Source organism: Candidatus Chloroploca asiatica (genome assembly GCF_002532075.1).
Taxonomy (GTDB): Bacteria; Chloroflexota; Chloroflexia; order Chloroflexales; family Chloroflexaceae; genus Chloroploca; species Chloroploca asiatica.
Genome location: NZ_LYXE01000032.1, coordinates 1 through 12,100 on the forward strand (window position 1 = coordinate 1; position 12,100 = coordinate 12,100).

Sequence of the window (12,100 nt, forward strand, 5' to 3'; positions counted from 1 at the left end):
CAGGCCTTCTTCTCCCTCGTCCAGCCGCAGATCTGGCTTGACCACAGCCACGTCCTGACGATCGACCCGGACGATCCCCGCCGCGTGCTTCACCCAGCGTTGAGCGACGACGACGCGCGCAGCGCCCTGGAGGAATTTCACGGCTGGGGTCTGGACGAGGTCTGGCCGGAGGTCTACGGGCTCCCGACCGAGCAGGACGAGCTGTTTGGCGAAGGCCGAAACCTGCTCGTCGCCGTGCTCTGGTCGATGGCCGACCGCACCGCCTGGAGCGCAACGCTGGGCGATATGGACGACGTCATCACCGCCTGGGGCGACCAGGTGGCGCTCAGCCCAGCGCATAGCGCAGCCCTCGCGAACCTGCCGCACCTGGAGCCAACCACGGACATGGAGGCCCTCTGCACCGCATTGCGCACGCAGCCATTCCCGCTTCCCGACGGAACCGCCATCGATCTCGGCCAGGTCGTCCGCTTCGTTTTCAGCCGTACCGACAACTGGTTCGCCGATCTCAGCTGGGACGAACTGGCTGACATGAATGGCAGCGGCCTCGACTGGTGGAGCGACGATCTGATCGCCATCGCGGCCGATCAGACCGCAGCACGCGGCTGGTTCGAGCACTACCACCTGCTGAACCGCGTTGTCACCGCTGAGCCAGCCGTCCTCCGTGCCGTGATCACGGCCGTGCAACAGGCGGCCACGGCGCCATGCACCGCCACCTCTCCCGCAACGCCGCCGTTCGGTGATCTTGCAGCCCTGCAAGATCAACCCTGATCAGCCGATGGCGTCCCAATGCCCTCAACGCCCTCAACCGGATCTTGCATGATCACCCCCGATTCGGGGGCGATCAACACCGGTTGGCATGCTCAACCGGGCAATGGCATCTTCCGTTGGCGGGGGCCGCTCTGCTCGCGGATCGCTCCCATCCGCCCCCACCGTCGGCGTCAACGCCTCGGCAACAACGGGCAAAGCCGGCCTGCGCCGGCTGGATCACAGGCCTCGCAGGCGGCCTTGACTACCCATGAGCCGCGCCGTTCACGGCCACGGCAAGCTGCGGCCATCGCCTCCGCCGCCACTCGTTGATCTTGCAAGGCTGCAAGATCACCGCTGATCAGCCGATGGCCTCCCAATGCCCTGAACGCCCTCAACCGGATCTTGCATGATCACCCCCGATTCGGGGGGGATCAACACCGTCCAGCATGATCAACTGCCACACATCCCTGCCCGCTGGCACCCCCCAAGCGCATGCGTCGGCCTGACCTCAGCAACATACCTTTGCGCCTTCGCGCCTCTGCGCCTCTGCGTTAAAAAAACCGTCTTCCCTGCCTCCGGGATTATCCCCACGCACCAAAAGGCACCTTTGCGCCTTCGCGCCTTTGCGTCAACCAACCAGCCTATGCCTATCAAGGAGACCCCTTCATGGATTTGCCTGAACAACCACCGGACGAACTTCGCCGCCGCCCTTGGCTGCGCCGCACGCCGCGCCCGATTCGCCAGACGCTGGTCATCGACCGCACCCCCACCATCCAGATCGGCATCTTTGCCGACGCGATCTACCTAACGCGCCGCCAAGGTCGGGGCTGGGTCTCGTACCCGATCAGCGCCGAGGACCTCGCCGCCGCGCTGGGCAAGCTCCCGACGAGTTCGGGGTTGCTTCCGCCGAACACCCTGGGCACCGGCACCGTGAACGGCCAGCGCTACTATGTGCTCCTGATCCCGCCACGCCCGGCTGCCCTGCGCATCACCGGACGCACGCGGCCGCACACCATCCAGACGCCGCCGCTCGTCTGGGCCGGCTGCGGGCACGACTACCGCATCTTCGCCCTGGCGACGCTCGACTGGCCGCAGCGGCAAACACCGCTCTACCACGCGCCGTTCCCCAACACCTACGAGCCCGGCTCGATCTGCTGGGGCAGCACCGATCCGCGAGGGGTCGGGGCGCCCGAGACTATGCTGAGTGCGCTTGATCTCTACCTGGAAGGCTCGTTCTTCAACAACCACATCGCCCAGCAGCGCAGCCAGAGCAAGCCGCGCAACGTGATGGTGCTCTACCGTACGCTCAACGCCGCAACGCCCTACCCGCTCGACGATCTCGTCCCGGCTGGACACGACCTTGCCTGGCTGCTCTCCGGCGAAGCCTGGCGTGGGCGTGGGGTGCAATGAGAGGATCACGCCATGGACACCCTGACCATCGACACACCCATTCCCTACCTCCTGCCGCCCACCCAGCCCATCCAGATCGGCCTGGTCGGCTGTGGTGGCACCGGCTCCCATCTGGCCGTCGCGCTCGCCCGCATGGCCTCCCACCTGCGCGAGCGTGGCAGCCCACCGCTGCACCTCATCTTCATCGACGGCGACCGCGTCGAGGCACCCAACATCGGGCGCCAACTCTTTGCCCCCGCCGAACGGGGCCGCCACAAAGCCCAGACCCTGGCGGATCGCCTCAACGCCGCGCTCGGCCTGGACATCATCGCCGTGCCGGAGATGGCGACCGCCGCGCTGCTGCGCGAACTGGCCCCACCCGCCCAGACCATCGGCATCCTCGTCGGGGCCGTCGACACCGCCAGCGGACGGCGCGCGCTCCACGAAGCCTTGGCCCGCTCACGCTGGCAACTCTGGCTCGACAGCGGCAACGAACACGACTGGGGCAAAGTCCTGCTGGGCACCACCACCGAGCAGCGCCAACTGCACGGCGCCCTGGCCCTCGGCGGGATCTGCACCGCCCTGCCGGCGCCAACCCTGTGCTACCCGCACCTGCTCCACGACGAACCGGCGGATCAACGGGCAGTTGACGCGCACCACCGGGGCGGGGTGACACCAACCAACCGCCTGCCCACCACACCGCCTGATCGTCCCTCCCGCAACCAGCAACACCAGGGCGAAGTAACGCCAACCAACCGCCTGTCCAACGCCCTGCCTGATCGTCCCTCCCGCAACCAGCACCACCAGGGCGAGGTAACGCCAACCAATCATCTGCCCAACACACCGCCTGATCGTCCCCCACGCAACGCGCACCACCGGGGCGAGGTGACAACAGCCAGCCGACTGCGCAACCAGCCCCAGGGCGACTGTGCAGCCGACATGCGCGACGGCCTGCAAAGCCTGATGATCAACCAGGCCATGGCCGCCATAGCCGCCCAGTATCTCCACCAGATCATCAGCGCCCGACGCATCACCACCTTCGAAACCGCGCTCGACCTGGCGACGCTCACGATGCGCTCGACCACGATCACCGCCACGACCCTCGCCGACGCCAGCGGGCTCAGCATCGCCGCGATCACCCAGACCGATGAACCCGGCCATCACCGAGAGCGAGAATAGCCACGACCGTGCCCATCCGGTTGACCCGTGTTGACGCAACGGCGCAACGGTACACCGGTTTTCGCGTCGGTGCATGAACCCTTTGCGCCTCTGCGCCTCTGCGTCAAAAAAACCACCCGCACCTTTGCGCCGGTGCGCCGTTGCGTCAAAAAAACCACCCGCACCTTCGCGCCGGTGCGTCAAAAAACCCACCATACGAATGAATCGCCCTATCAACGGAGGATCCCCATGACCCAGACACCACCACCCACTGACGACACCCAGACCCTATCGTTCATGCCATTCGACCTGGGCGAAACCATCGCCCCACCGCCATCAGCCGCAGCGCCACCAGCGCGTGAAACCACCCCGATCACCACCGCGCGCAGCAACAAACGCAGTCAGCGCCCCGCAGCGAAGACCACCATGCCGCCAACGCCGGCAGCACTGGTGCGCCTGGAAATCACACCGCCACCAGCGCTACCCGAGCTTCCGCCATTGCAACGCGCCGCCGTGCGCACCGCGCTCTGCCAAGCCCTCGCCGCACAAGCCCACACTGACCTCCAGGCACTCCTGGCGAGCCAGCCCGACGACCAGACCGAGCCCAGCCTCGCCATCCCCCCCGCACGGCTCGCCGCCGCCGCCCGGCTGCTCAGCGCATCGCCGGCGCTCAACGCCGCGGTGACCCTGCTCGCGCTGGAGGCGACGGCGTAGTGGCGACGCCCGTTTCACTGCATGACGAAGGGCCAGCGCCGGACGGCGCTGGCCCTTTTTTATGTGCCATATTCATCCTTGGCCTTGGTCGTGGGCGTTGGGGATGATCGTCAAGCATACCTGCATGAAAGCAGAGCTGAGAGTCGTGGTCAACTTGCACATGAAAGAACAACCGTTGGTTATGTTGGTTCGGATGACCTGTTATACTGTACGTGGAAGCATTATTCGGCTTATCGTGTGAAGGATCAAGACCCACCTATGCCGTCAAGCCTGTCAAGCACCACCCTGACCCAACTCTGTCCCTTGCTGGGTAGCCTGGCCCGCCTGATGGCGCGGGGGGCCGCCCTCAACGACGCCGAGCTCCAGATGCTCCTGATGGGGGTCGAACTCGAGAACGATCCGGCCGCCCTGGCCGAGTTGCAGCGATGGGGCCGGTTGCTCAATGCCCTCCAACATCAACCAACCCTGCGCCAGATTACCGTTGAGACCCTGCTGCTGCGTGGCTTGCCCGAGGCTCCCACCTTGCTGGCGGTCGCCACCGTCATCGAGGGGTTGCCTGCTTCCCCCAGTCCTCCGGCAACGACGACGACAGCATCCACCCCGGATCAACTCCAGGTACACCCAGCGAGTCTGGACTTTGGAACCCTCGCGCCCGATCAGCCCGTGGTCGCCGAACTCACGATCCAGGGTGGCCCCGGGCACATTGTGGTCGAGAGTGAGTACCTGCACATCGCGCCGCGCCAGTTTGGCGCAGCGCCCACGCGGGTGTCTGTTGAGGCCCGCCCGCTGGCGGGGGGGGTGCTCTGGACATCCCTCAAACTGGTGACGGCGAATGCCACGGTCGACGTACCGGTGATAGCACAGTGGGCTGCCGCCAGTGCGCCCCAACCCGGTGTGACCCTCGTCGTCACGCCGGGGGCCAGCGAGGACGAGGCGGGCGTGCGCCTGGCCGAGGCGGTTGCTGCCGCACCGGCGGGGGGGGTGCTGCATGTGGCGGCAGGCACGTATCGGCTGGCCCAGCCGCTGGTCGTGGACAAACCGCTTACCTTGACCGGTGATGGTCAAGAGCAGACCCGCCTGCACTGCGCCGCCGAGGCGTACGTGGCCCATTTGATCGGTGACGGCCCCTTCGTCGTCGCTGACCTGAGCTTTGTGCACGTTGGGACAGCCTGGGCATCGGTGGTTGCGGTGAGCGGGGGCGCGCTTGAGATCCAGCGTTGTTGTTTTACGGGTGGGGTCTTCGATGCGACCAGTCGTCGTGGAGGCAACGGGCTCGCTTTGGGTGGGCAAACCCGCGGGCTGGTCAGGCAGTGCGAGGTGCGCGGCAATGCAACACACGGCATCTGGGTTGGCGAGCAGGCCCAGCCCATCCTGGAGGCCAACACCTGCCAGCAGAACCAGTGGAGTGGCATCGTCTACGGTGATAGCGCGGGGGGGATTGCCCGCCAGAATACCTGCACGGGGAATACGTACAACGGCATCTGGGTTGGCGCACAGGCCCAACCCACCCTGGAGGCCAACACCTGCCAGCAGAACAAAGACACGGGCATCGCCTACCTTGATAGTGCCGGGGGCATCGCTCGCCAGAATACCTGCACGGGCAATACGCACAACGGCATCTGGGTTGGCGCACAGGCCCAACCCACCCTGGAGGCCAACACCTGCCAGCAGAACCAGTGGAGTGGCATCGCCTACGGTGGCAGCGCGGGGGGCACCGCCCGCCAGAATACTTGTACGGGGAATACGTACAACGGCATCTGGGTTGGCGCACAGGCCCAACCCACCCTGGAGGCCAACACCTGCCAGCAGAACAAAGACACGGGCATCGCCTACCTTGATAGTGCTGGGGGCATCGCTCGCCAGAATACCTGCACGGGCAATACGTACAACGGCATCTGGGTTGGCGCACAGGCCCAACCCACCCTGGAGGCCAACACCTGCCAGCAGAACAAAGACACGGGCATCGCCTACCTTGATAGTGCTGGGGGCATCGCTCGCCAGAATACCTGCACGGGCAATACGTACAACGGCATCTGGGTTGGCGCACAGGCCCAACCCACCCTGGAGGCCAACACCTGCCAGCAGAACAAAGACACGGGCATCGCCTACCTTGATAGTGCCGGGGGCATCGCTCGCCAGAATACCTGCACGGGCAATACGTACAACGGCATCGGGGTTGGCGCACAGGCCCAGCCGACGCTGGAGGCCAACACCTGCCAGCAGAACCAACGGAGCGGCATCTCCTACTTCGGCAGCGCGGGGGGCACGGCCCGCCAGAATACCTGCACGGGCAATACGTACGGCATCGGCGTCACTGCACAGGCCCAGCCGACGCTGGAGGCCAACACCTGCCAGCAGAACCAGAGCTGCGGCATCGCCTACGGTGGCAGCGCGGGGGGCACCGCTCGCCAGAATACTTGTACCCGGAATACATATCACGGCATCTCTGTCAATGCGCAGGCCCAGCCGACGCTGGAGGCCAACACCTGCCAGCAGAACCAGAGCTGCGGCATCGCCTACGGTGGCAGCGCGGGGGGCACCGCTCGCCAGAATACTTGTACCCGGAATACATATCACGGCATCTCTGTCAATGCGCAGGCCCAGCCGACGCTGGAGGCCAACACCTGCCAGCAGAACCAGAGCTGCGGCATCGCCTACGGTGGCAGCGCGGGGGGCACCGCTCGCCAGAATACCTGTACGGGGAATAAGTACGGCATCTTTGTGGCGGACACCGCTGCTCCCACGCTCAGCGACAATTATTGCACGGTCAATCATGACCGACAGATACATGATCAGCGCAAGAAGTTCTGGAAGCTCTGGTAGAAAGGTTGTCTCCTTCGATGGATCAGAGTCAACACCTACGGCAAGCCCTGCGCCGAGGAGATCCGACGTCTGATGCAGGCCGAGCAGCAAGCCAGGCAGACCTGTCCCTCTGCCAGTCGGCAGCGCCAGTCTGTCCTCGACGCTGTGCGCACGCAGCATCGGCGCGTTCACCAGAACGCCGAGACGATGCTGAAGCGCATCCGAGCCCTGGCCCAACAAGACGATCATGTGCTCGCTGTGCTTGGTCTTGCCGCACTGCCCTCCAGTGTTCATGCGCCGCCCGTGCCCACGCCTCGCCCTGATGAACTGGCGACACTGCGCACCAACCAACAGCACGAGGCGCAGTCCGCATTGACCAACCGTACCCATCCATCACGACACTACGAGTAGGAGAAACCGTATGACCATGCAAAGTAATGTTCCCGAGTGGGCTAGTGTCATGCCAGCGGGCGGCGAACGTCACCTGCCCATCTATTTGCTGCTCGACACCTCAGCAAGTATGAACGGTGCACCAATCCAGGCTGTGCAAGCAGGGCTGGAGCAGTTTCAGCAGGAAACAGCCAGCGATCCCTTCGCCCGCGATGTTGTGCGAGTCGGAGTTATCACCTTCAATAGTGACGTACAGATGATCGCCGGAGGTCTCGTTCCCATCAGTTCGTTCCAGCCGCCACAGTTGGTCGCCTCAGGCGTCACGCGCATTGATCTGGCTTTTCACCGGCTGGTCGAGTCGATGGATCGTGACGTGATGAGGGCCGTCAAAGGTGGACAGAAGGGTGACTGGAAGCCGGGGGTCTTTATCCTGACCGATGGCTACCCGACGGATGCAAACGGCCACCTCACTGATCGTCTGTGGCGTCCCGCCCGTGATGCGGTGACGAATCGCCCCACAGGACACATCAAGCCCAGTTCGATTGTGGCGGTTGGCTGCGGCCCCAATGTGGACGATACGATCCTCAAAGCCATGAGTACGGGCATGGCCTTCCGCATGGGCACCGATCAGGCGTCTTTTGCGACGCTCTTTCAATATCTCACCCAAAGCATCGTCAGTTCGGTTCAGAGTGGCGTTACGATCGACGATCCCTTCGCCGATATGCAACAGTTCTCGAATCTCATCCGTATCGCGTAGGAGATGCCACCATGCTGAACGGGTTTATCTTTGGTGATCGCGGACTGGGGGCATCCGGCGATACGCATCCGCTCTGGTCACTCGGCCATGCGTTGGTGGAACCGTATCTCGTGCTCGGTACCAGTGCGGTCGGCCAACTCCACCTCGGACGAGGGTGGCCGCGCGACGATGCCTTTATGGTACGTTCGCTTGGCCCCTGGGTGGCTGTCGCCGTGGCTGATGGCGTGGGGTCACGCCCACTCTCACGCTATGGTTCCACCTACGCGGTTGAGGCCCTCTCCGCGTTGCTGGTGCGCCCCTTTGCCGTTTCTCTGAGCGAGGTGCGTACGAGCCCTCGGCCTGGCCTCACACATCCAGCCGCCACAGGTCTCGCGCCGCCTGCGGCTATTGAGGATGCCGAGTTGAAGTGGCCCCTTGGCGATAAGGGGCGCGATAAGGGGCGCGGTAAGGGGCGTGGTAAGAGGCGTGGTAAGGGAATTGATCAGCTTTCCGGTCTGTTTACAAAAGCTCCGGGGAGTCCTCCTTCCGTTGTTGACCCTCCGCTCCGCGATGATCTCCAGCAAGGAGGCTCAGTGGGTTGGTGGCTGCCAGCGGGAGACCTGGTAGCGTCACCTGATCTGGCTATGCTACCGACTACGCCGGTTGCCGCGCAACACTCGCCCGGTCGACCGCAACCGACACCTACTTCGGCACCAGTTTCAGGTACACCAGCCGCTAGCCAGAGAGCGACCTTACCCAACACGGCCGCAACACCTGTCGAGCCAGACCTGCTCGGTGTCATCAATCAGGCCTTTGAACAGACCCATCTTGGCCTCCGTGACCATGCCCAGAGGCTGGGCCTTGAACTCTCCGACCTCGGTTGCACTGCTCTGGCCCTGCTCTTTAATCGTGAGACTGGATGTTGTGCGGTGGGACAGGTGGGTGACGGCGCAATGCTTGGTTTGCGGGCCAGCGGTGAGGTTGAGGAGTTGGTCGCAGCGCCTGATCCAGGTGATGGGCAAAGCGTCTATACGTTGAACCGTCCCAACTTCCAGCGATACCTTGCGGCGAAGGTGTTGCAGCCATCTCAAGCCAACCCTTTCATCGCGTTGTATGTGATGACCGACGGCCTCTCGGGTGATCTGCTCTACTCGTCACAGCAGGACACCCTGCGCAACTGGGCGACGGCCGTGCGAGGCAATCTCCTCCAGGCATCCAGCCCGGTCCAGGCCGCAGCGGGCATGCTGAACTGGCTCGCAACTTATCAGGTTACGGGAAGCTGGGACGACCGCACCTTGGTCGTCATTACCCAACGGGAGGACTGATGGCAACCGTAACTTTGTTGGCGGGCAGCCGGGGGTTGCCGAGTCAGATGACGATCCCTCGCCAGGTGGCCCACCACGGTGGTGAGGGAAGCGTCTACTTTACGACCGATGGGCAGTACGTAGTCAAAATCTACCACCGTGCCCCACCTGAGAAGCAGAAGATGCTCTTGCAGATCCTCGATCTCGGCAAAAACCTGGGCGAGGATGAGCAGTTCCTGGCCTGGCCGCTCGGGATCGTCCAGCAGGTGGATGGCAAGCCCTCAATGGGGGTGGTCACGCGGCGAGTGCCTGCGTCACACGTCCCGCTCTACAAGCTGATCTACAGTCCCATTGACGCAGTGGCTCAATTCAAGCAGGGACGTAGTTGGCTTGAATATCTGAAGATCGCCCGTGGCACAGCGGCGGCAGCGCGGATGCTTCATGGCAAGGGCATGGCCCACGCCGACATCCATCTCAAAAATTTCTTGACCAACCCGGTCACAGGTGAAGTGGTGGTCATTGACCTCGATGGCCTGGTGGTCAAGGGCTTCTTACTTCCCCAGGTGAAAGGCCTGCCCGGCTTCATCGCCCCCGAGGTCATAATGGGGAAGAGCAAACCCGATGAGTTGACTGATCGGCACAGCGTGGCCGTGCTCGTGCTCTGGATCCTGTTGCTCCGCAATGTGATGCTGACACAGCGCTGCTATGATGATGAGAATCAGACGCGTGATGATGAACTCGGCTATGGGCAGTACGCCTGTTTCAGCGAGCACCCGAGCGATCGTCGTAACGCTCTTCCCCAGGTCGGCACCCCGCTTTTTCAAAATGGTGCGCTCTCTTACCGGGTGCTGACACCCAAGCTCCAGGAGTTGACCGAGCGGGCCTTGATCCAGGGACTCCACGAGCCTCCCAAACGTCCTCAGGCGGTGGAGTGGGAGCGGGCACTGGCCGAGGCCTACGATGTGATGGTGAGTTGCCCATCCTGTCGCCAATCGTTCTTCTATGCCTACTGGCGTCAGCCCCAACCTCAGCGCCAGTGTCCCTTCTGTGGCACCGGGGTGCGTCCACCTTTCCCAGCCGTTCTGGAGTTGATGGAGGCGCGGGCAAAGGGCGTACATGTGCCGGTGCGCCCGCTGGTACTGTATCACGGGCTCCCCTTGTTTGCCGATATGATCGAACCCGGACGCTTCCCACCCTTCACCAGGCGTGGCGCCCCGATTCTGGGCCAGACCATCTGGGACGCCATGCAGGGGTGCTACCGGTTGGGCAACCTGAGCGACATGCCTTGGCAGGTGCTTGGTGGGGGTGGTATCCGCGTGGGCCGGGGAGCCTCGGTAGCGCTTCGCCCCGGCTTGTTGCTTAACTTTGGGGATGGCAAACGCCTAGCCCGCGTGGTAGAGTAACCTGCATGCTGATCTGGAAAGGTGTCACCTGCATCAGTTGGCACGACAAAGCAACCTGGGGCGCTCTTGGCGCGATCAGGATTCCCGACCGGTAGCTTGGGATTGCCCATAGTCACACCGCTTCGCTTCTTGGGGAGCACGCCCATGACCGCTTCGCTTGCGCCCGACCAACTCACCCAACTCGTCCCGCTGCTGGGGAGCCTGGCCCGTATGCTTGCCCGCAGCTTGCCGCTCAACGACAGCAGCCTGTCCACCCTGTTGCTGGGTGCGGGCCTGGAGGAGAACCCACACGCCCTGGAGGAACTCCGCCGCTGGAGCCGCCTGCTCACGATGGTACAGCAACACCCAACTGAAGCGCAGCGGCAAGCCACCGTTGAGGCACTGCTCATGCGTGGTTTACCCGAGGCTGCCGTCATGTTGGCGGTTGCCTCGGTGGCGGGCAGTGGGGCAGATGCGCCTCAGGCTGCGCCCCCCACCATCGCCTCTGGCCACGTGCAGACCAGCGTGGCGACCCTGGACTTTGGAATGCTTCGCTCCGGCCAGGGGGCCGTACACGATCTGGATGTCCAAGGTGGCCCCGGCCATGTCGTTGTCGAGAGTGACCAGGTGCGGGTGACGCCAGCGCAGTTTGGGGCTGGCGTTACCCGTCTGCGCGTTGAGGTGCGCCCACTGGCGAGCGGCCTGCTCTGGACGACGCTCAAGCTCGTGACAGCGGGGGCGAGCTTAGAAGTGCCGGTGATCGCGCAATGGCAGGAGACACCTGCTGCCTGGAGCACCCAACCCGTGCTGGTACCGACGACGGCATCGGTTGCCAAAGCCCCTGCCGTGCCCCCCTGGGTACCCGCGCTGCGCCACGTGCCCGCTGGCCCCTTCCTGATGGGGAGCAGCGATGCGGATCGGATGGCGCATGATGACGAAAAACCGCAACACACCCTGACGCTGCCTGACTACTGGATTGGCACGACGCCCGTGACCAACGCACAGTTCCGGCCTTTTGTTGAGGGCGATGGCTATACGAATCCCGTCTACTGGACGAAGGTGGGCTGGGCGTGGCGTGAGCAGGAAAAGATTGTCACTCCTCGGTGGTGGCACGACTCGACCTGGAACGGAGCGCAGCATCCCGTTGTGGGTGTGAGTTGGTTCGAGGCGGTGGCCTATTGTCGCTGGCTCAGTGCGCAGACCGGACACACCTTTCGCCTGCCGACCGAGGCTGAATGGGAGAAAGCCGCCCGCGGCCCTGACGGGCGGATCTGGCCCTGGGGCAATGCCTGGGAGACCGGGCGGTGCAATAGCAAGGAAGCTGGACACAAACGCACGACCTCAGTCGGCCAGTATCCGACCGGTGCCAGTTCATACGGCGTGCTGGACATGGCTGGCAATGTCTGGGAATGGTGCGCGACCCGGTACGACAAAAGCTACTCGTATCAAATGGAAGATGAATGGCAGGCAGCGTATCT

Annotated in this window: 11 protein-coding genes; all 11 read left to right on the forward strand. The window is 63.9% G+C overall.

The window, feature by feature from the left end; translation table 11 throughout:
• A partial coding sequence (locus tag A9Q02_RS24065) for a hypothetical protein (protein WP_172450558.1) occupies positions 1-768 on the forward strand: 768 nt, incomplete at its 5' end.
• Between the two features lie 48 nt (positions 769-816).
• Positions 817-1,077, forward strand: coding sequence for a hypothetical protein (locus A9Q02_RS23550; RefSeq protein ID WP_141508668.1), 261 nt, complete (start codon positions 817-819; stop codon positions 1,075-1,077).
• 336 nt (positions 1,078-1,413) lie between these two features.
• Positions 1,414-2,157: a hypothetical protein gene (locus tag A9Q02_RS02900; RefSeq protein ID WP_097650867.1), complete on the forward strand. Its 744-nt coding sequence runs from the start codon at positions 1,414-1,416 to the stop codon at positions 2,155-2,157.
• 12 nt (positions 2,158-2,169) lie between these two features.
• Positions 2,170-3,315, forward strand: a complete 1,146-nt coding sequence (locus tag A9Q02_RS02905) for a ThiF family adenylyltransferase (RefSeq protein ID WP_097650868.1) — start codon at positions 2,170-2,172, stop codon at positions 3,313-3,315.
• A gap of 30 nt (positions 3,316-3,345) precedes the next feature.
• Entirely contained in the window at positions 3,346-4,008 is a 663-nt protein-coding gene (locus tag A9Q02_RS02910) for a hypothetical protein (protein ID WP_141508670.1), read from the forward strand.
• 258 nt (positions 4,009-4,266) lie between these two features.
• Positions 4,267-6,831 (forward strand): right-handed parallel beta-helix repeat-containing protein, encoded by a 2,565-nt coding sequence (locus A9Q02_RS25030; RefSeq protein ID WP_097650870.1) that lies wholly within the window; start codon positions 4,267-4,269, stop codon positions 6,829-6,831.
• Between the two features lie 72 nt (positions 6,832-6,903).
• Complete coding sequence (locus A9Q02_RS02920; RefSeq protein WP_097650871.1) at positions 6,904-7,221, forward strand: hypothetical protein; 318 nt, start codon at positions 6,904-6,906, stop codon at positions 7,219-7,221.
• A gap of 10 nt (positions 7,222-7,231) precedes the next feature.
• Positions 7,232-7,957, forward strand: a complete 726-nt coding sequence (locus tag A9Q02_RS02925; protein ID WP_097650872.1) for a VWA domain-containing protein — start codon at positions 7,232-7,234, stop codon at positions 7,955-7,957.
• An 11-nt stretch (positions 7,958-7,968) separates the two neighbouring features.
• Entirely contained in the window at positions 7,969-9,261 is a 1,293-nt protein-coding gene (locus tag A9Q02_RS02930; RefSeq protein WP_097650873.1) for a protein phosphatase 2C domain-containing protein, read from the forward strand.
• The gene (locus A9Q02_RS02935) at positions 9,261-10,643 is read left to right on the forward strand and encodes a hypothetical protein (RefSeq protein WP_097650874.1); all 1,383 of its coding nucleotides are present in this window, start codon (positions 9,261-9,263) and stop codon (positions 10,641-10,643) included. Before A9Q02_RS02930 ends, A9Q02_RS02935 begins: the two co-directional genes overlap by 1 nt.
• 144 nt (positions 10,644-10,787) lie before the next feature.
• Positions 10,788-12,100 (forward strand): formylglycine-generating enzyme family protein (locus A9Q02_RS02940; protein ID WP_172450561.1); only part of this gene is annotated, 1,313 nt, incomplete at its 3' end.

What these genes read in the sequence shown, in the direction of transcription:
- A9Q02_RS02930 (WP_097650873.1), top strand. Translation starts at nt 7,969, where the DNA reads ATGCTGAACGGGTTTATCTTTGGTGATCGCGGACTGGGGGCATCCGGC.
- A9Q02_RS02935 (WP_097650874.1), top strand. Translation starts at nt 9,261, where the DNA reads ATGGCAACCGTAACTTTGTTGGCGGGCAGCCGGGGGTTGCCGAGTCAG.
- A9Q02_RS23550 (WP_141508668.1), top strand. Translation starts at nt 817, where the DNA reads ATGATCACCCCCGATTCGGGGGCGATCAACACCGGTTGGCATGCTCAA.
- A9Q02_RS02905 (WP_097650868.1), top strand. Translation starts at nt 2,170, where the DNA reads ATGGACACCCTGACCATCGACACACCCATTCCCTACCTCCTGCCGCCC.
- A9Q02_RS25030 (WP_097650870.1), top strand. Translation starts at nt 4,267, where the DNA reads ATGCCGTCAAGCCTGTCAAGCACCACCCTGACCCAACTCTGTCCCTTG.
- A9Q02_RS02925 (WP_097650872.1), top strand. Translation starts at nt 7,232, where the DNA reads ATGACCATGCAAAGTAATGTTCCCGAGTGGGCTAGTGTCATGCCAGCG.
- A9Q02_RS02920 (WP_097650871.1), top strand. Translation starts at nt 6,904, where the DNA reads ATGCAGGCCGAGCAGCAAGCCAGGCAGACCTGTCCCTCTGCCAGTCGG.
- A9Q02_RS02900 (WP_097650867.1), top strand. Translation starts at nt 1,414, where the DNA reads ATGGATTTGCCTGAACAACCACCGGACGAACTTCGCCGCCGCCCTTGG.